9 protein-coding genes and 1 tRNA gene are annotated in these 21,725 nt (G+C 43.6%); 9 read left to right on the top strand and 1 reads right to left on the bottom strand.

The window, feature by feature from the left end; all coding sequences use genetic code 11:
- Positions 1-486 precede the first annotated feature (486 nt).
- Positions 487-756, top strand: coding sequence for a 30S ribosomal protein S15 (rpsO, locus tag RDO37_RS05125; RefSeq protein WP_027939271.1), 270 nt, complete (start codon positions 487-489; stop codon positions 754-756).
- A gap of 255 nt (positions 757-1,011) precedes the next feature.
- Here the strand turns inward: rpsO and RDO37_RS05120 are convergent, their stop codons facing one another.
- Entirely contained in the window at positions 1,012-2,613 is a 1,602-nt protein-coding gene (locus RDO37_RS05120) for a sugar porter family MFS transporter (RefSeq protein ID WP_308498343.1), read from the bottom strand.
- Positions 2,614-3,881: 1,268 nt separating this feature from the next.
- Between RDO37_RS05120 and pnp the strand changes: the two genes are divergently transcribed.
- From pnp to RDO37_RS05080, 8 genes are all read left to right on the top strand, one after another.
- On the top strand, positions 3,882-6,041 hold the full coding sequence (gene pnp / locus RDO37_RS05115) for a polyribonucleotide nucleotidyltransferase (protein WP_027939269.1): 2,160 nt from the start codon (positions 3,882-3,884) through the stop codon (positions 6,039-6,041).
- 847 nt (positions 6,042-6,888) lie between these two features.
- Positions 6,889-8,271 carry a sodium-dependent transporter gene (locus RDO37_RS05110; protein ID WP_308498342.1) on the top strand — a complete coding sequence of 461 codons (1,383 nt, stop codon included), beginning with the start codon at positions 6,889-6,891 and terminating at the stop codon, positions 8,269-8,271.
- Positions 8,272-8,602: 331 nt separating this feature from the next.
- Positions 8,603-9,973 carry a sodium-dependent transporter gene (locus tag RDO37_RS05105; protein ID WP_281710314.1) on the top strand — a complete coding sequence of 457 codons (1,371 nt, stop codon included), beginning with the start codon at positions 8,603-8,605 and terminating at the stop codon, positions 9,971-9,973.
- A gap of 425 nt (positions 9,974-10,398) precedes the next feature.
- Positions 10,399-11,775, top strand: coding sequence for a sodium-dependent transporter (locus RDO37_RS05100; protein ID WP_308498341.1), 1,377 nt, complete (start codon positions 10,399-10,401; stop codon positions 11,773-11,775).
- A gap of 571 nt (positions 11,776-12,346) precedes the next feature.
- On the top strand, positions 12,347-14,419 hold the full coding sequence (locus RDO37_RS05095; protein ID WP_308498340.1) for a transglycosylase SLT domain-containing protein: 2,073 nt from the start codon (positions 12,347-12,349) through the stop codon (positions 14,417-14,419).
- 453 nt (positions 14,420-14,872) lie between these two features.
- A tRNA-Leu gene (locus RDO37_RS05090) sits at positions 14,873-14,955 on the top strand.
- 1,686 nt (positions 14,956-16,641) lie between these two features.
- Positions 16,642-19,329: a hypothetical protein gene (locus tag RDO37_RS05085; protein WP_308498339.1), complete on the top strand. Its 2,688-nt coding sequence runs from the start codon at positions 16,642-16,644 to the stop codon at positions 19,327-19,329.
- Positions 19,330-20,000: 671 nt separating this feature from the next.
- A complete protein-coding gene (locus tag RDO37_RS05080; protein ID WP_027938913.1) occupies positions 20,001-21,530 on the top strand; it encodes a hypothetical protein in 1,530 nt (509 codons plus the stop codon).
- Positions 21,531-21,725 lie beyond the last annotated feature (195 nt).

Below are 21,725 nucleotides of genomic sequence, written 5' to 3'. Positions count from 1 at the left end.
AGCTTAAATCAATTCAGGCATAGGCCTATACACAGGGGGCATAGCTGCACACAAGAGCGGCTATGCCCTCTTTGTTTATGCGCTCTAGGTTCGATACCGGCCCCAAGCGTTCGTGCGCTATAGCCACTAGCAAATCTCGAGCGAATATGCGCTCTAGATACACGCCAATCCCATGCGGCGGTGCACTATAGGTACACGCCAAACCCACGCAACTGCACGCCAAGATAAAAAGCCAAGCTCAGCAACTATGCCTTGATAATCCCCATAAGATCATAGCTTATTTGCGAGGATCAGATGCGAAATGAAAAGAGAAAACGGTATAAGGAAATGCGGCACCTAAGATCATAGCTGTAGTGATCTTTAGGGTGCTAAAAGTAGCGATTTTACTTGATTTTCGTCAAAAGCATGATAGACTGTGCCCTCGTAGTTTACCCTTCCTGAGTTTGTGATCGGAAAGGGCGCATCTTTTCACAAAGGAGCATTTCCATGTCTTTATCTGTTGAGCAGAAGGCCAAGATCGTTACTGAGTTCGCACGCGGCGAGAACGATACTGGCTCCCCAGAGGTTCAGATCGCTTTATTAACCTACCGTATTGCTGATTTACAGCCTCACTTCCAGGCACACAAGAAGGATCACCACTCACGTCGTGGTCTTCTCCGCATGGTAGCTCAGCGTCGTCGTCTCTTAGACTACTTAAAGAGCAACGACCACCAGCGTTACTTAGATATCGTTGAGAAGTTAAAGCTGCGTCGCTAGGCTTAGGCCTGCGCTTCAGCGCAACGAGCCGCATTGTGCGGCTTCTGAAAGCTTTAGTGCTTTCAAAAAGGGGCGACCACTAGGTCGCCTTTTTTATTGCCTAAAATCCGCCTCAAGTATCTAAGATGCCATCAAAGTATCAAGGCAAAGATGCTGATTGTAGATAGTGTGGAGCAATTAACAGTTGGTTTTAGGCAAAAATAAAGGGCCTACAACTTAAGTTGTAGACCCTCGGACAAGATATGCGAGTATTGATTACTTCACGAGGTTGGAGGCAAGATCCTCTAAAGTCTTACCCTTGGTCTCTGGCATGATGAAGAGAGCCCAAAGTAGCTGCAGTAACATCATGAGGGCAAAGAAAGCGAACATATAGCCAACGTCAAAGTTAGCAATAAAGATTGGGAAGACTAAGGTCAGTACGGCAGCAAAAATCCAGTGGGTAAATGATCCTACTGCCTGACCAGCTGCACGGAAGTGTGCCGGGAAGATCTCAGAGACGAATACCCAAATAATGGTGCCTGAGCCTAAAGCATGAGCTGCAATGAAGAGGATCATGCAAATTAACAGCATGCTAGATGTAAAGCCAAGACGTTCTGATGCTTGGGACTTGAGTTGTACAGCGGCGCTAGCTAATTCTTGAGCATTAGAGGTAGGCTCAATATTAATGCCTAAGCCATTTTCTTTAAGCTGATCATTTACTGCCAAGAACTTTTCTTTAGCAATAGCAAACTCTTGCATCTTGTTCTGGCGATCTTCTTCAGTCATATAGATGTTTTCATTGGTAGTTTGCTCTAAAGCTGCTGATCCATTGAGCATATCAATAGAGGTGCTTACCACTTTAAGATCGTTAAAGTGCAAGAAGGCGTAGGTACAAACGCTTAGCGATACTAAGTAGCCAATACAGCCTAAGATAAGCAGGCTACGACGGCCGATAACATCAATAAGCTTGAGACCAATGAAGGTGAAAATTAAGTTAGTTACACCTAATGTGATAGAGGCACTTAAAGGATCTTCAATACCTGCTAAAGATAAAAGGCGTGGTGCAAAGTAAAGAATGATATTAATGCCAGAAAGCTGGTTGAAAGCGGCAATCAAGAAAGCAAAGATGATTGGATACATAAGCTTCTTGGTAAAGATGTCGCTAACTTTAGCTTGTTGAGAGTCTTTTAAGGCAGCATCCTTTACTTCGGCAATTAATTCGTCGATCTGTGCATCTGAATAGTCTTCATTAATGCGCTTAAATACAGCACGGCCAGCAGCCTCATCATTCTTATTGGTGATTAAATAACGAGGGCTCTCAGGTAGAGGCAAGCACATAATCATATAAAGCAGTGCAGGTACAGCCTCAATACCTAACATGTAGCGCCAAGCAACAGTATCGTCGAAGATAAGGCCAATAATGTAGTTAGACAAGAAGGCCATTAAGATACCGAATACGATGTTGAACTGGAAAAGAGCAGTGAGACGACCACGGTGCTTAGCAGGGGAGATCTCTGAAATAAATAGAGGAGCAGCCACAGTAGAAATACCGATGCCAACGCCACCGATGAATCTAAAGAAGGTAAATGACCACAGATCCCAGGCTACAGCTGAGCCAACTGCAGATACAAAGAAAAGCACACCGTTAAAGATTAAAGTCTTCTTACGGCCGTACTTATTAGTTGGCACGCTGCCGCACAGAGCGCCAAGCACAGTTCCCCATAAGGCAGAGCTAATGGCAAAGCCGTGCATGGCTCCTGATAAGGACCATAAATTCTGAATCTTGGCTTCTGCACCAGAGATAACAACGGTATCAAAACCGAACAGAAATCCTGCTAGGGCTGATGAAAGTGCCCATAGAAACATTTTGCTAGACATAGACATTCCTAATTGCAGATAACTGCACAACAACAAAGTTTCAATTAACAAGTCGTGATAGGTGAATCGCAAAGCCTATATATGCGATTTATCTAAGTTTTTCGCATTATATGAAATGAATCTGCAAATACATGAAAAGATTGTAAAGCGCTGCAATAGTATGATCTATATTTCATTTTTATGTGAACTTACCACCAAATTTGCGTACATTAAATGTAAATATTTGCAGAGTTGCATTATTTGCAACAAGGTAATTAAGCCAAATATAATTTGATATCAATTTTGTTATGCAAAATTTGCTGTATTTGCATATTGTTACATGAGGTGCAATCAAATTAGCAAATACCGTAGATACAAGAAACTATGTGTGGAAGAGCCATAGACTCTCCTTTTGCATATATTCAATCTGCATTGCTCTATTTGGCTTTTTTCTTGTGAGATATGGTCATATGGCGAGGAGCTGTTTAAATAAGATAAGACGTGGTACTTGTTGTCTACTTGCTGTTGCAAATAGTTGCTTGAGATATCTGTATGGGACAGATGAACGTCTTTAGAGGTTGTCTAAAGGGTCAATTGAGGCCGTTATTGTGTTCTTATAGAAGAGAGAGCTGGTCTATTTGGCTTTTTTGCAAGCGCTGTAGTGTAAAAATTTTGGCTTAAACGACACTATCAGCAAAAGTTAAGTGCCTTTAGTGCTTGTTTTTCTTATAATATCTGATTAGCTGTTTTTCAGCTTTCAAATTAGTTTTGCTCATCGGAGTACAAGCTCGTAGAGATTGCCCTGAGCACGGTCTTGTTCAGCCGTACTCAATTTAGGGTCGGGAACTGTTAGCAAATGGCTGATTTTGTTGCACTTTCAGCTATTTGCTAACAGTTTCTTCGTGCTGTCGATGTGTCAACACCAAAAGAACTCTATTCGAACTGTAAATCGTCTGGATGTTTAAGTTTTACCTTTATTAAGCCTATACGGCATAGCTTGCATTGCGCTTAACCATTTGAAGCGTCATGTGAGGATGTAGCTTAGAGCATTAACTCGCTGCTAGAAAAAAAAAGCAAGAGCTTTATGCCAAGGACATTCTCAAGCATAGGGTTAAGAGCATGAGGACTTAACAGTAGCTTAGTGCTACTGCTAATAGGCGCAGCCTGCTAGTTATTCTCTTTTAGCTATGCGTGTTTAAGACTGTAAGTTGTTGTGCATTAGTCTGTTGCTTAGAACAGCAGGGTATGGCCTCAAGGTAATGAAAACTTCCAGACCGGAGAATTATTTAATGAATTTACAGCCAATCACCCGCAGTTTTAAGTATGGTCGTCATACCGTTACTTTAGAAACAGGTGCAATCGGTCGTCAGGCTGACTCTGCCGTTATGGCATCCATGGACGACACCACCGTTCTTGCTACCGTAGTTTGTAAGCGCAAGGACGCAGTTGAAGGTCGTGACTTCTTCCCTCTTACTGTTAACTATCAAGAGCGTGCTTATGCTGCTGGTAAGATCCCAGTAAGCTTCTTCCGTCGTGAAGGCCGTGCCTCTGAGGGTGAGACCTTAATTGCTCGTCTTATCGATCGTCCACTCCGTCCTTTATTCCCAGATGGTTTTGTTAACGAAGTTCAGGTTGTTGTGACTGTAATGTCTGCAAACCCTGAGGTTCCTACCGATATCATCTCCATCATCGCCGCATCTGCAGCTTTAGCAACCTCTGGTCTGCCATGGAATGGCCCATTAGGTGCTGCACGTGTTGGCTTCATCGATGGCCGCTATGTATTAAACCCAATCACTTCTGAGATGGCCGTATCTGACCTCGACCTCGTTGTTGCAGGTTCTGAGAAGGCTGTAGTGATGGTTGAGTCTGAGGCTAAGATCCTCTCTGAGGACATCATGCTTGGTGCTGTGATGTATGGTCACGAGCAGCAGCAGGTTGTTATCAAGGAGATTGAGGCATTCAAAGAGCAGGTTAACCGCCCAGTATGGGATTGGCAAAAGCCTGCTGAAGACGAAGAGCTCATTAAGACTGTTCAAGATCTCTCACGCGATGCTATTGGCGAGGCTTTCTACATTGTTGACAAGCTTGAGCGTCAGGAGCGTTTAGCCGCTATTTCTGAGGAAGTTACCGAGAAGGTTACCTCCATGAAGGAAGAGTGGGCAGAGATGCAGCAGAAGATCGCTACCATCCTCTTTGAGCTCGAGCGTACCACCGTACGTGAGCGTATCTTAGCTGGTGAGAAGCGTATCGATGGCCGTACTTTACGTATGATCCGTCCTATTACCGTTGCTACTGGCATTCTGCCACGTGTTCACGGTTCTGCTTTATTCACCCGTGGTGAGACTCAGGCTATTGCAGCATGTACCTTAGGCTCCGAGCGTGAGGCTCAGACCTTTGAGGATATGACTGGTACCCGTACCGATCGCTTCATTCTGCACTACAACTTCCCTCCATACTGCGTAGGTGAGACTGGTTTAATCGGTTCTCCAAAGCGTCGTGAAATTGGTCACGGCCGTTTAGCTAAGCGTGCTTTACGTGCTGTGCTGCCTGATGCTGATAAGTTCCCATACACCATCCGTTTAGTCTCTGAGATCACTGAGTCTAACGGTTCTTCATCCATGGCTTCTGTTTGCGGCGGCTCTTTAGCTTTATTTGCAGCAGGTGTTCCATGTAAGTCTGCTGTTGCCGGTATTGCAATGGGTCTGGTTAAGGAAGACGATCGTGTTGCTGTATTAACCGACATCATGGGCGATGAGGATCACTTAGGTGATATGGACTTCAAGGTAGCTGGTACCACCGAGGGTGTTACCGCACTGCAGATGGACATTAAGACCGACGGTATTACTCGTGAGATCATGCAGCAGGCCTTAACTGATGCACACGCTGCACGTATCCACCTCTTAAAGATTATGTCATCAGCTATGCCTGAGCCAGAGACTGAGCTTTCTCCATTTGCTCCACGCATGGTAATGATCAACATTCCAAAGGATAAGGTTAAGGACGTTATCGGTAAGGGCGGTTCAAATATCCGTTCTATCCAGGCTGATACCAATACCTCTATCGACTTAGGTGACGACGGTACTGTACGCATTGCTGCAACTTCCGAGGCTAATGCTAAGGCTGCCATTGCACGTATTAAGGAACTCACCGCTGAGGTTGAGGTTGGTGCTGATTACGTAGGTCCAGTTGTACGTATCACCGAGTTCGGTGCATTTGTTAACATCCTCCCTGGCCGTGACGGCTTAGTACACGTATCTCAGATTGCTGATGAGCGTGTTGAGAATGTTGCTGATTACTTACGTGTTGGTGACCAAGTTCGTGTACGCGTACTCGAGGTTGAAGAGTCAACTGGCCGTATTCGTCTGTCCATCAAGGCTTGCCAGCAAGATGGCCTGAACAATAAGGCTCAAGAAGAAGCTACCGAAGAGACTGTAGAAACTCAAGAGTAGTTCACTTCATAAGAACAATATGAGCATAGCTGCCTAGGTAGGAGCTACCTTGAGGCTATGCTTACCTCTAAATGAGGATAAGGGCACTTTCTAGCAATAGAAGGTGCCTTTTTAATTTTTAGAGCGCAATTTCAACGGTGGATGCATTAGATCACGATTTGCACACTTTGACGTTAAATACTTCAGTTTAGAGCATAGTTTTTTCAAAAATTGCGTGTGCTTAGGCTTTATTTGAGATTTGCTCTGAAGAGTATGGAGATGATGGCTTTGAGGGCATTCAAAGTGCAGAGTAAAAATAGTGCACTGTGGATGAAAGTAGGGCGATGAGATGAAAATTGAGTGAAAATTGGGTGATTTTGGTAGAAATTTAAGTGAAATTGGCGGTTTTTAAGGGCTTTTTACGTATTTTTGTTATAACTAGGCAGCCTAGGTTTGCATTATCTTGGGTCAAAACATGGTTCAAATTGCATTGATTTCATAAAAATACTGAAAAAAAGGCAAAAATAGTGCAAACTAGGAAGACTTAGTATAGGTTGCGCACTCAAATGAGACTCGTGATGAGTTTTGAAGCTGCGCTATGAGCTAAGTTTGCGCATTGCTACAAGCCTTTTAAGATGCCATGCTCAATGTCGCTTGTAAGCTGTGATAGTTATTAGGCACGGCTAAGATGTAGAGACATGGAAATTTAGCTTTAGCAGCACTCTTAGCTAGTACTAGCCTGTTTAAACGGCTAGTCAAGGTTCCTTACTAAGCAGGCGTTCTTTGTTTAAAAATCTCTATACCCATGCATTGCATATATAGATGAGCTTTAGACAAAGACTCAGTAAGTCAACTAAGGATCCCTTTTATGGCAACCCGTGAACACTTCTCATCACGCTTAGGCTTTCTTTTAATTGCTGCTGGATGTGCTATTGGACTTGGCAATGTATGGCGATTTCCATACATTACAGGACAGTACGGCGGTGCCATCTTCGTCTTTATTTACATCTTCTTCTTAGTTGTACTTGGTCTGCCACTGCTCATGATGGAGCTTGCAGTAGGCCGTGCATCACGTCGTTCTCTTGCTCGCTCTTTTGAAGAGTTATCACCTAATAGCAAGTGGCACTACAACAAGTTCTGGATGATCGCCGGTAACTATGTGCTGTTATCTTTCTACAGTGTGGTTACAGGCTGGATGCTCTATTACTGCGTTAAAGGCTTTACTGGTGAGTTCGGTGTGAACTCCGATGCTGCAACTGCAGGTCAGTCCTTTGGCCACATGCTCTCATCCCCATCTGACATGCTCATGAATATGCTTGCAGTAGTTGCAATTGCATTTACCGTTTGCTCTATGGGTTTAAGAAAGGGTGTTGAGCGTATTACCAAGCCGCTGATGATCTTATTATTTGCGTTGCTCTTCTTCCTTGCTATGCGTTCATATACCTTAGATGGTTTTGCTGCTGGTATTGAGTACTACTTAAAGCCAGATCTTTCTAAGATCACTGATGGTGGTGCTGCTCGTGTCTTTGAGGTACTCTCTGCTGCCATGGCTCAGGCATTCTTTACCTTATCTATTGGTATTGGTGCTATTCAGATCTTTGGTACTTACATGGATTCTCAGCGTACTTTAGCCTCTGAGGGTCTGTCTATCTTATGCTTAGACACTACCGTAGCTCTGATCTCTGGCTTAGTAATTTTCCCAGCTTGCTTTACCTATGGTGTAGAACCAGGTCAGGGCCCAGGTCTGATTTTCGTTACCTTAGTATCTGTATTCTCACACATGGCTAACGGCGCATTATGGGGTGGTTTATTCTTCCTCTTTATGCTCTTTGCCGCTCTGTCTACTTTAATCGCCGTATTTGAGAACATTATTGCTATCTCTATGGAGCTGTTCTCAACTTCACGTCGTCGTGCAGTTATGGGTAACTTCGCAGCCATTTTAATCATTGGTCTGCCATGTCTGTTTGGCTTCAACCTCTTATCTTGGATTCAACCATTAGGCGAAGGGTCTACTATTTTGGATCTTGAAGACTTCATTGTTACTTACAATATTCTGCCTTTCGGCGCACTGATTTATGCTGCGTTTGTAACTTGGCGCACTGGTTGGGGTTTCGATAACTTCCTGAAGGAGTGTAATACCGGTAAGGGTATTAAGATGCCTTCATGGGGTCTGAAGTACTATCGCTTCGTAGTTCCAGCAGTAATCGTTTTCCTCATCCTTAATTCTTATTACAGCATTTTTATTGCGTAACACAGTGCGTAAGGTCTAAAAGACTGAGGCGCACAAAGATGTGCGCCCGTCATGAGACCTCATCACGATAAGCTTTGCCTCGTGCACTAGTTTAGGAAACTAAACTAACTATCGAGATGTCGCGACTGATACCTCCATCAATATGATGGACTGGGCGCACCTGATATAAATTGCAAACTCAGGCGCGCCCTTTTTTTTAAAAACAGTTGGGTGTAGCTATCTAATCAGCTAAGCGCTAGTAGCCCATGTCTAAGCTTGCTTTGCATGGCCTCATTAGCATTTTAATGATCAAGATATGTCCTTTGAGTTTGCACCTTTTGGAAAAGTCAAAATGGCCAGAGAACAGTTCTCATCACGTTTAGGTTTCTTATTGATCGCCGCAGGCTGTGCTATTGGACTTGGCAACGTATGGCGTTTCCCATACATCACAGGCCAATACGGCGGCGCGATCTTCGTGTTGATTTACTTAGCCTTTCTGTTCTTAGTCGGCGTGCCTCTGCTTACTATGGAGTTAGCAGTTGGTAGAGCGTCGCGACGCAGTTTAGGCAAGTCCTTTGAGGAACTTACTCCTGGTAGCAAGTGGCGTTTAAATAAATTCTGGATGATCCCAGGCAACTATATCTTGATGTCTTTCTACTCAATGGTAACTGGCTGGATGCTCTACTACATGCTCAAAGTAGGCTCAGGCAGCATTGATGTAGGCATCACTCAGGCAGATGCTGGTGCGGTATTTGGTGGCTTACTTGCATCACCTGACATCATGATGATCTGTACTATTACAGTGGTTGTCAGCTCATTTGCCGTGTGTGCTTTTGGTTTAAAGCGTGGTGTTGAACGTATTACCAAGCCAATGATGTTGTTGCTCTTTGCACTGCTCATCTTCCTTGCAGCTCGTTCATTTACCCTGCCAGGCTTTGCTGATGGTGTTTCATATTACTTAATGCCTAATTTTGACAATATGCAAAAAGAGGGCATCTTAAACGCTCTTTCAGCTGCTATGGGTCAGGCATTCTTTACCTTAGGCTTAGGTGTTGGCTCCATTCAGATTTTCGGTTCATACATGTCCAGAAAATACTCTTTGGGCTATGAAGCACTCACTATCACCATTTTAGATACCTCTGTTGCTCTTCTTGCTGGCTTAGTTATCTTCCCAGCTTGCTTTAGCTATGCAATTGAGCCAGGCCAGGGCCCTGCCTTAATCTTCGTTACTTTAGTAACCGTGTTCTCTAACATGGAGTACGGTGCGATTTGGGGCGGTATTTTCTTCCTGTTCTTACTCTTTGCTGCTTTATCTACTCTGATTGCAGTGTTTGAGAACATCATTGCTATCTCAATTGAGGTATTTGGTATTTCTCGACTCAAGTCAGTGATATATAACTGCATCACTGTGTTAGTGCTCGGTGTGCCTTGCATGCTTGGCTTTAACTACTGGTCAGATATTCAGCCTTTTGGTGATGGTAGCACCATTATGGATGTATACGATTTCATCCTCTCAAAGAACATTCTGCCTTTTGGTACCACCTGCTACATCTTATTTGTTACTTTAAAGCGTGGCTGGGGCTTTGAGAGCTACTTACGTGAGACCAACGATGGTATCGGTATCAAGATTCCAGGCGTTGCTCTTAACTACTACCGTATTGTTCTGCCAATCATCATCTTAGCTCTGTTTATTCAGGGTTATGTTGAGGTCTTTGGTAAGTAACTTTTGCACACCAACGTAGTTGTGAGACCAAAAACTCATAGCACGTTATTCACCTTTTTAACCTTTTCATGTGCCAAGAGCATACGAAGCTAACAACCTAGTCTAAAGATCACCATTTTATTGGCTCTTCAAAGGCTTCGTTGGCGGCAAAAGTAAGGCTCTTGGCTGTAGATCAACTTAAGGAAGCTTTTCTCTGCGCAAAAATGCAGCTTACTGATCACTAAATGATCGTTGGTTGAAGCTTTTAGCAATATCACTATTATGTTAGCAATCATGTAAACCTGATTTGATAATCGACAAGGTTAGTTAAGGTAGTCGCTTGAGCACTTACATTAAGTTTGATGTTGTGCTTAAAGATGCCTTAATTGTATGAAATACAAAAGCTAGGTCTTGTTCGAGCAGCGCAGGTATTCTTAGGAGTTTTTATGTCTCAACGCGAACAATTTTCATCGCGCTTAGGCTTCCTGCTCATTGCTGCAGGATGTGCGATTGGTCTTGGTAACGTTTGGCGTTTCCCTTATATCACCGGACAGTACGGTGGTGCCATCTTCGTTATCATGTACCTCATTTTCCTGCTGTTAATCGGCGTTCCACTCTTAACTGTAGAGCTTTCTGTAGGTCGTGCTTCACGCCGCTCTATTGCTCGTGCTTTTGAAGTGTTAGAGCAACCAGGTGCTAAGTGGCATTGGAACAAGTTCTGGATGATTCCAGGTAGCTATATCCTGATGTCTTTCTATGGCGTTATTACAGGTTGGCTCTTGTACTACTGTTTAATCACCGCTACAGGATACTTTGAGGCTGGTACTACTCAGCAACAGGCAGTCGTTGAGTTTGAATCGCTGCTAGCTAATCCATATATCATGTTCGTCTGCATGATCTCAGTAGCTTTCATTGCCTTCTCTATTGTTGCTTTAGGCGTGGTTAAGGGCGTTGAACGTATTACTAAGCCACTGATGCTTGTACTTTTCGGTATGCTCATCTTTATGGCTTTCCGCTCTGCATCGCTGCCAGGTTTCTCTGAGGGTATCTCTTACTACCTCAACCCTGATTGGAGTTCCATTGAGAAGAACGGTCTGATGCAGGCTGTTTGGGCTGCCTTAGGTCAGGTATTCTTTACCCTTTCTGTAGGCCAGGGCTCTATTGAAATCTTCGGCTCTTACATGGATAAGCGCCACTCTCTGACCTCAGAGGCTGTGCTGATTGGCTGTTTAGATACCTCTGTTGCTCTGCTTGCTGGCTTCGTTGTATTCCCAGCTTGCTTTAGCTACGACGTTGAGCCAGGTCAGGGTCCATCCTTACTCTTTATCACCTTAACCACTGTATTTTCTAACATGGAAGGCGGCTGGTTCTGGGGTGGTTTGTTCTTCCTCTTCATGCTCTTTGCGGCACTGTCTACTCTGATTGCTGTGTTCGAAAGTATCATTTCCATGACCATGGACTTATTTGCAATCAGTCGTGTACGTGCGGTGGCGTATAACTTCCTCATCATTACCTTGATGTCAGTACCATGTATCTTGGGCTTTAACATCCTAAGCGACATTCATCCTCTTGGTGGATCCTCTACCATTATGGATCTGCAGGACTTCATCGTATCTAATACTGTTCTGCCTATCGGCTCTATCGTATTTATTCTCTTTATTACTGCTAAGACTGGTATGGGCTTCAAGCGCTATCGTGAAGAGTGTAATACCGGTAATGGCCCTAAGATTCCACAGTGGTGCTACTGGTACTTCCGTTATGTACTGCCATTAGTTATTGCTGTCATTCTCTTCGTGGGCTACTACAACATCTTCGTACTGTAGTACCTCATAAATGAGCTATCTGAAGTAGAAACTAATAGCTACTCAAAAATAGTTAACGTAGCTATTGGTGTCTACCCAAAAAGCCCTGTGCAACTTGTTGTACGGGGCTTTTGCATTCATTCAGTAGCAAAAACAGTACATCATTAAGTTGATTACTATGCATATCCGCAATTTATGGAGTGATGTGCACGAACTCAAAGCCCAATCATAGAGCTATGAGCATGGACTCAATGGCCAATCATGTGTGTTGTGTGCAGCTTTGAGTATTGGCCGTCTTGATACGCACTGTGACGGTGAGATGGGTGTTTTCTTACATGCAGCTTAAACGCATTTGTATGCGACTTATAGCCACTTTGAGTCTATTTGTATGACCACAATGATGCGTGTTTGCAATAAGCGTACTAAGTTGATGGTTTTCATATACAATGAGTTTGGTTTTGTTTTACCTTAGTCGGTCAAAATGCCTGTAGAAAGCTTTCTATAGTGCATGATTCCGTGTGTGGGCAGGAAGAAAATGAGAGCACTGAGTTTTAGTCGGGTGTTTCAATCGCTCTTAAGCTGCGGTTGTGTTTTGTGTTTCAGTGCCATTGTCACAAGTTCTCCAGCATTAGCAGCTAATGCCTCTAAGAGTCAGGCATCAATTGACAGTGAAAGTCAGCAGGTTGATGCTCAAACTATGGAAGAGGCCATGCGCGAGTCAGCAAAGAAGTACTCTTTAGACTTCTTTGACCCAGTGCAAAAGAGCCGTGTGAGCGCTATGCGCGATGCCTATATACAAGCAGAGAACGCATTTAAGCGTGGTGATGAGGCTTTAGGCTTGAAGATTCAAAAGGAAAAGCTCAAAGGCTATCCACTTAATCTGTGGCTGAATTACTACTATCTTGCCTATAACATTCGTGATGAGAAGATCGAGCCAGCCTTAAAGTTCATTCAAAGTAATGAGCATGAGCAGCTTAGCGAACTACTCAAAGACCGTTATGCTCGTTACTTATCTGATAATCGTGACTATAAGAATTTATCACGCCTCATTGGTCCAAAACCTTTTGATGATAAAGCCGTAAGTGACCTTAGCTATGCTCAAAAGTCACAGATGTGCCGTTTTTATGAGGCAAACTGGCCTTTATCTAAGGCTAATGAAGATGCCTTGCACTTTGCTACTCGCATATACTTAGATTTAAAAAAGCGTCCTACTACTTGTAATGGCTTAATGGCATTGTTTGATGCTAAGGGCTATCTAACAGATAAGCTTATACTCAAGCGTTATGAGGATGCATATATCCTGCGCTACTACCAAGATACGACCGAAACATTAGCCAAGCAGCTTGCTAATAGTAGCTTTGCTGAGCGTGTAAAGGCTCAGATGGAGCTTTATGAGGATCCATCTAAGCTCTTTGAAAAGGTAAAAGGTAATGGCTCAACAGACCATCGTGTAGCTGTGCTAGCCTTTAGCCGCTATGCCAATATGGAGCCAATCTCAGCACGTAATGACTTTGAAAAGTTCATTAAGACTTATGACCCTTCAGATGCTGAGCTTGTCGATATCTATCGTATCTTTGCTTTAAGCTTCTTAGGCCGCCGCTTTAGCCAAGATGATATGAAGTGGGTAGATAAGAACTTACCTGAAGTCGCATGGAATGATGAGCTCAAAGAGATGCGTCTGCGCCGTGCGATTTACTTTGCTCAATGGGACAACGTTTACGTTTTAGTTGATAAGCTTCCAGCTGACGTTAGACAATCTATTAATTGGCGTTACTGGAAAGGCCGTGCTGCCTATGAGTTAGGTAAGGAGGATGAGGCTGATCTCATCTTATCCGAGGTAGCAAAAGATCGTTCATTCTTTGGCTTCTACGCAGCTCAAACCTTGAAAAAGGACTATGCCTATAACTACGTGAAGCTAGATGATAAGTTCTCATTTCCAATGGACATTGCCCACAATAAGTCTGCAGTGCGCTTTTTAGAGCTGATCGCTTTAGATGATGACAATGCAATCTTTGAGTGGCGTGAGATTGCAAAGCGCTCACCAGAGCGTGAGGGCATGATCATGGCGCAATGGGCATTGCAAACTGGCAACATCAAGTACGCTATTGATTACGTAGTCTCCTCTCAGCGCTGGGATGCTTTAGATTATCGCTTCCCACTTGCTTACAAAGAGTTATATAAAAAGGCTGCTAAAGATAGCGGTGTAGACTTATCTTTCTTATACGGTATTTCACGTCAAGAAAGCATGCTGAATCATGAGATTAAATCATGGGCGGGCGCTGTTGGTTTAATGCAGCTCATGCCAGGCACTGCACGTGATATTGCTAAGAAAGAAAAGTGGCAGTACAAAGGCCCTAAGTCCTTAATCGATCCGGAGACCAATATTAAGTACGGTAGTACCTATCTGCAGTGGATGCTTGATCGCTTTGATAATAACCGAGTTTTAGCTGCTGCAGCCTATAATGCAGGCCCTGGTCGTATTCCGCAGTGGAGGTCAAACGATGGCATCTACCGTGATAGCGCTATGTATATCGAGACCATTCCTTTTGAGGAAACTCGAAAGTATGTACAGAACGTACTGCTCTATGATGCAATCTATAACTTCCTCTTAACAGGTAAAAAAGGTCAGCTCATGCGCCCAAGCGAGCTTACCTACGTCTACTAATAGTGCACCAAGCGCTAATCAAGATAATGCTAGAGCTATTTGTACGGAGCGCTAGCATTATCTCCCGCCACTTGCGCTTTCTTTATCTTTGTCCTCGTGTTCTAGCATTAGTCCTATCAACAAAGCACTAAGACAAGCAAAACAATCCCACTCTCCATGGGTGTGCCATTAGATCATAGCTTTTAGCGCTACGCCATGACTTGCATAAGAAGGCTTACAAGGAAGCAATTAGGCATTCGACAGAACTTAGTAATATCTCAAAGGCCATATTTGGGCATAGTGATGGTAGCAAAGTATTAGATTTTTTCTTGTTGAAAATGGCTTATTTATCGAATAGGTGTGCAATTTTTGTGAAAAATCTTTCAAAAACTTTAAAAAACCGCTTTACTTGGATTTAAATATCCTTATAATGGCCCGTGTTGAAACGACATCGGTTCAACAACAATCTACAAAGCCCAGGTGGTGAAATTGGTAGACACGCTATCTTGAGGGGGTAGTGCGCGAGCGTGCGGGTTCGAGTCCCGCCCTGGGCACCAATTCAAAGCAGCAAGATTTCAATCTTGCCTCGCGAAGACGCTTACTGACAAAGCTCACAAGAGCTGCGGAAGTAGGCTTTTTTTGTTTTTGGGCCCTCCAAAAAATATCCCATCTACCACTGCCCATTTCTCTGCGGCAAAAATAAGCAAACATTTCTCAATTTAAACCTTAGTCCAAAGCCAAAAAGCATTCCCCAAGCATTCAAATTGTCATTATCTCATCGCATCGCAATAGTCTTAATGGCAGCATTACGCGAATGCAGGTAGAACTCATAGAAGGATCATGTGCTTGTGCGAGTACTCTTAGCAGCATGTTCAACCTAGCGTGGATGGCGGCAGGCTTGTCTAGGCTACTTCTAGGTCAGGCTAGGTGGCTAGGCCAAGCTAGGTAAGTCTAGGCTACTCTAGGCCAGGCAAGGCTAGGTAGGCCATGCCAGGATAGCTTCGGCTCGGCTTGGTAGGATAGGCGAGGCTAGAATAGCCGAGTCTTGAGTAAGGCAGGTGTAGCTGTGGCGCTGTGCTGAGCTTGAGATCAAAGGGGAGATCACAAGATGAGCTGTTGAGCGTGTGCTTAAAGATGCAAACATTGGCTGCATAACAATCATCTAGGGCTTTGTGCTAACTCCTATCTTCACATGATAATAATTATCATTTGTAAAATTGGACGTTTAGTTTTCTTTGGGAAGTTTAGATCTTTGTGATTCCATGTTGTATCAATGAGGAGGTTTTGAGCCCTCATTAGTATCGGCATATGTTTTAATTTTAGGTTGCGATTTTTGATCTAATGTTAGCGGTGATCTTTTTACTGCTATGGTTCATTTGCTCAAGCTTAGCTAAGCACTGTTTTGATCCATGACTAGTGATCTTATATGACTTAGTTATACTAACGACGCGTTTAGCAAAGGCTGTGAGATCTTTTAACCTATGCTCATGCATCATGACGATCTTTTAAGTCATGATCTTTATATCCACGATCTTAAATATGTCTTTTAGTAAAGGCAGCAAGATTCTAGTGGCTCAATTGGTGACGATCTTATCTCGAGTGTAGCAAATTAGTTGTTGCGCTTGTAAGTTTGCTGTGGGCCCTTAGTGGTGAGCATATGGTTATGCCTAGCCATAAAATGCTGGTGATCTTAAAGGCAATTAATCTTTGCCCTCGTAAGGAACGTTACTTTCTCTTAAGTTTTAGACGATTGCGCTTAGCTTAAGAGCGTTTTACACGATCGGTGATCTTAACTTACAGACCTGCTATGGGCAGATGCAAAAATGCTTAGTCTGATCAGATCTCTTAGCGAGTCTCACTTCATTAAGATGTGCTCTTATGCGCCTTGTGAGGTAGTGTTTTGGTCACACGATCTTGGTCTTATTCAAAATTAACCTTATATGTGTGCAATCTTGATCTTATTGCAACATTTAGGGGATTTGATGGCAAGATCGCATAAAGTGACATTGTTCAATGTCACAATCTTGTGTGAATGATCCGAGATCACCCTTGCTAAAACGTTATAATCTGATGTGGTGTCTGCACCCCATTAAACTTAGTTTTTGCTTTACATGGTACATGTTAAGTGAATGCAACATAATCTTATGATCTTGTGTGCCTAAGTTATGCATTGCTTTTGTTGGTAATGTTTGCAGACCATGTATTTTGTTTCTGGGTAGTCAATCAGGTTTTTCAGGTGTGCTATGTCCGATTTTCGTGATAATGCAAGTCAAACCCCGACAATCGTAGATCGCAGTCGACTGTCTTCTAAAAAGAACGAAGAGTGGTATGACCAGGGCTTTGACCTGGGCGAAGATGCTAGTTCTAAAGAAGATCTCGCCGCCTACGGTATTAATCCTGATCTCCTGAAGTCTACTAGCGAGCAGCTCTCTGAGGCTAGCCGCAATCAAGAGCAATCAGACGCTGAAAAGCTGCGTGAAGGCTCTAGTGTTGAGCTTGATATGGATCCACTAGCTGATAAGACCAGCTTTGGTGGTTCTACTGTGCGCGTTAACCAAGGCCCACGTACTGGTCCAATCGTTATCGGTGGTCAAGGAAAGATCTATAACGATAGTGAGATGGCTGCAGCTAAGGGATCAATGCCTGTTTATTCAGATAAGTATCTCGACGCACGTCAAGTTGGCACCCAATCTAGTGGCGCTGTGGGTACATCTTCACCAGAAGAATACGATAGCGAGTATGGCACTTTAGCTAGAGGCAATCGCTCTGTCATTACTGCCGCTGATGAGCGTTATATTCAGCAGCGCAAAGAAGAAGAGCTCGCTGCCCGTTCTTTATCTAATGCATCACGTACTGCTGTTGGTGGTGCTGAGTTAGTCAAACCTAGAGAGCTTTCTTCATCTCCTGCTCTGCGCAAGATGCAGTTACAGGAAATGCGTCGTCGTCAGCTCAAAGAACAGCAAGAGCGTTTCCAAAAGGCTCGTGCTGAGCGTGAGCGCCAAAAGCAGAACATCTTAAATCTGCAGCGTGAACAGCGTCAGCAGATTCTTAATACTCAAAATGATCTTACTGAGGCCACTTCCTCTGGCAGCGTGCGCACAACTAAGAGCACCATGCTGGCTAATCGTGTGTCTGGTAAGCAGATTCCTAAGGATAGACGCGATAGCATTTGGAATGATGCACGTATGGCTTTAGAGGCTATTGCACAAAAGCAAGGCAATGCATCTCCATACAAGCAGCAATCAAAGTTTTCATTTGTTCGCTCTCAGCAAGGCATTCCGGCTGGTGTAGCCGTGCGTGGCGGTCATTCTCGTACCGAGCTTAAAGGCGGATATATTCCTTTATTCGATCAGCCAAGCGGTTCACAGGCTCCTACTGTATCAGCTGAAGGATTTTCATCCACTGAGGCTTATAATAAGTTCCAGAGTACTATTAAAGCAGCACAAGAAGCTCCTAATGATGATATTGTACCTACCAAGGCACCACCAGGAGTTCCTGTGGATGAGTCAACAAGGTCACATGCATCGCGTATGAGTGAACAGAGAAGAAATCAGCGAGCTGGCGTAAAGACTAATCAAGAGAAGTCTATAGAAGAGTTAGCAAGAGAGTACCCAGGTTTATCTCCTGAGCATCTTATCAAGCTCAAGCGTTCTAATAACCGCTGTCACTTGGTATCACGTACTCCTATTTATGATGCAAGCTCCAACATTAGCATGTACGAGCTCAAGTTTACCGCTGGAAAACTATTCCAGGTAAACTCTCTTAAGAGTGAGCACGTTTACCACGTTTTATTCGGTTACTTTATCCGTCGTGGTGTGTCATGCTTCATTGGACGCCGCTCTAACGTATTGGTAATGATGCCAATTACCTACGACTTATTAGATTACTTAGATCGTTACTCTGTAAGCCGTATGGTATTACGTATTTGCCCAGAACAGCCAGTAACTCCATCTGCACTGCATATTCTGACCAAGTTACGTCGCTCAGGTATGAGCTTCGCTATTGATCTGATGCTGCTTTTAAAGAAGGATTGGAATAAGGCTGTATTAAGTATTGAGTACGTAATGATTGATCTGAGCGCCAAGGTGCCAGAGCAGTTACAGGTATTCCAGCGTCTGAAGGTTAAAGCTCCATGGCTTAAGACCATTGGCTATAACGACGTTAATACTGAGGGCTATGGTTACTTAAATCGTCATCAGATTGATTATCTTGATGCGCCTTTTGTAAACCCTCAATTCAAGTTTAATCAGGACCCAGCTCATTTCAAGCCAATGCAGGATGAGGTTTTAACCCTTATTCACGCACTGTTTGCGCTGAATCCTAATTACTCTCCATTCCAATCTTTCTTAAGCCGTCATGACGACTTAAGCCGTGATATGGCTGTATTCTTATACCGCTTCCGTCACGCCTCACCTCGTCAGGTACAAAATGCTTCTGACTTGTACAACTATCTGCTTGATTCAAGCGCTAGCCGTTCCTTTGCGATCTTGGCTGGTCGTGCCATCATGCTGCATTATGTCAAGTCAATGACCATCTCCTCACAGTACATTCTGCAGGAGAACTTCTCACAGGCACTGATTCGCGGCTACTTCATTGAGTACTTAAATAAAGTATTCAACGATCCTTATTTAAAGAGATACGGCTTTGCTGCCGGTATGTTCTCTTTATTACACCTGTTCTTACTGCAAGAAGAGGTGGACGTCATTTCAAATGACGAATACTCTGATATCTTCGATCGTATTTATGAAAGTGAGCTTCTCACTGACATTATCGAGTGTATCAACGCTATTGAGAGCACCAATCTTAGTGGAATTTTCTCCTTCATTCAGAAGTACAAGATTCCTCCTGCATCTGTGCTCATCAGTCACGAAAAGGCCATCATGCGTACTAATGAGGTCTTATTAGTGCTCAATATTGTTGCAGGACGCTAGGCTTTATTAAAAACGTTTCTAGACAAGCGTAGTTTAAGAGCCCTGTTTATAAAAAACATGGTTTCATGAAGTGAAACTTTGATTTATAAATTGCATGCTCTACAGTGAGTTTTATTAGGCCAACTGTTAAGTGGTTTTTTTAAAATCTAGTAGAGTGTGATGTAGTGCTAAGGACGTGAAAAGAAAGGCAACAAGCTTTTACGTCAGCTTTTGTTTGGCACTGCATTTGCAAATTGTAATTGTTATTGACGAGGTGTCATTTTCCCTCGTCATGCACAAACTAATTTAAGCATGCAAGGAAAGACGAATGACTCTGCTTTAGTGAGTATCTCTTCTTTTCATGCCGATGTTTCTACCATGATGATCTTTGTATTATCATGAAGAAATTGTGCTGTTTATAGATAGCTCTAGCTTTTGGTATGACGACCTAAAGTGATGCACTGTGAACAAGCTCAAAACAAAAATATGCTAGCTAACTTTAAAGAAAGCTTCATATTTAGTACCCTAGTTATGTCATGTAGTTCTCATTGGCGATAGATAAGAGTTTCTCTTATGCCAAAGATCATTTAGACTCTACATGTCACGAACTAGATAGAGTTTCGTGTTGCACTCAAAAGCATTAAGCTTAGTGTGTAGCCCTTGTATTTGTTTTGTACATCCGGAAAGAGCAGATGTCAGGTAATTCATCAGCAGTACCGCAGCGAGCCCCAGCACAGGGTGCACCTCGCAATCCAGCAGCACAGCCAGCTGCTGCGGCAGCTCGTGCCCAAGGCGCGAATGGTGCTGCACAGGCTCGTCCGGGCCAGGCACCGCAAAGACCAGCAGGCGCACCGCAAGGAGCACGTCCTGCTCAAGCTGGTGCACAAGCGCCACAATCACCAGCAGACGCAGCAGCGCAAGCAGGTAACAATCCAAATGCCTGCCACCTCATTGCACGTACACCTGTATATGATGCGCACCGTGTTGTACAGATGTATCGTCTGCGTTTCTCATCAGGTAGCAAGTTCATTACTGATCGTGTGCTTCCTCAGCACGTTGCTCCGCTCCTGAACGATTTCTTTATTAACCGCTCTATTGTCAACTTCGTAGGCACTAAGGCTAAGGCTTTAGTTATGATGCCAGTAAACCCAGCCTTAATTGGTCTGGTCAAAAAAGGCGTTGCTTCACGTTTAGTACTGCAGATTCCTTCTTATCAGGAGCCTAGCGTACAAGTAGTTGACTTCATGTCCAAGATTAAGCGCTTTGGTATTCGCTTTGCCGTAGATTTAATGGATGTGATGCAGCGCGGTTGGCTTAAGGGCATCTTGCATATTGAATACGTCATGATCAATATGGGTAATCAAGGTGCTTGGCAGCTTGCAGTATTCCAAAAGCTTAAGGTTAAGGCTCCATGGCTTAAGATCATTGCTTATGGCACCAATGAAGCCACCTTGCTCAAGATGTCCACCAGCTATAGAGCTGATTTGGTTATCTCTCCAATGAGTAGTAGTACTATGACATTTAAGCAGTCGCCAGCACTGCTTGAGCCTTTCCAGGCTGATATCATGTCTTTAGTACACGAGCTCTTCCAACCAAAGATTAACTATCCAGTCTTTAAGAAGTACTTAGCAGAAAACCGTGCTATCTTAAAGATCGTTATCTATCACGTACACCGCTTCAAGAAAGTAGATTTACGTGTCTTAGGTAACCTTAGTGATATCTATCGTTACTTAACTGAGAACGATCCAATTCCTAACTACACTACCATCTTAGTGCACGGCTTATTAACTCACTACATCAAGTGCGTACAGAGTTCATCTATGCATGTTATTGATGAGTTATATCGTCGTCTGCTCATGCATGGTTATTTCACTGATTATGTAGTTAAGCGCTCTCCTAATGCTACAGCTGAAGACCGTCACTATGCATTCCAAACTGGTGTGTTCTTCTTGCTGCCAGAAATCTTATTAAAGACCTCTGAAGAGCTTTCTGCAGACCGCTATCTGTTTGCTATTACTCGTATGATTAACAACAAGCAGTCTTTGGTTTGCCGTACCATTCAGTGTCTTGAGGATATGGAAAGCAATAATCTTGAGGGTGTATTTGAATACGCTAAGGCCTATCAAGTTCCATCTGCACGTTTATGGGCAGCTTATGAGGACGCTATCATTAAGGCCAATGAGTTCATGATCTCCCTGCAGATCACCTCAGGTAACCGCTAATCATTCTAAAGCTTGCTCGACAAGAGCAGCTTAGGAGAAAAAATGCCGAGCTTAGCTCGGCTTTTTTGTCTCTGTACGCAACTTGAGGAGATCCATTTGAATTAATTTTCGGTTATGCCGCGAGATGGCCAGTCTTTATAAGTTTCATATAGAGTATAGGACAGAAATTGCCACCACGATGGCCCCATGGCTTTC

Source organism: uncultured Anaerobiospirillum sp. (assembly GCF_902485895.1).
GTDB lineage: Bacteria > Pseudomonadota > Gammaproteobacteria > Enterobacterales > Succinivibrionaceae > Anaerobiospirillum > Anaerobiospirillum succiniciproducens.
This window is presented reverse-complemented; position numbering and strand designations above follow the sequence as displayed.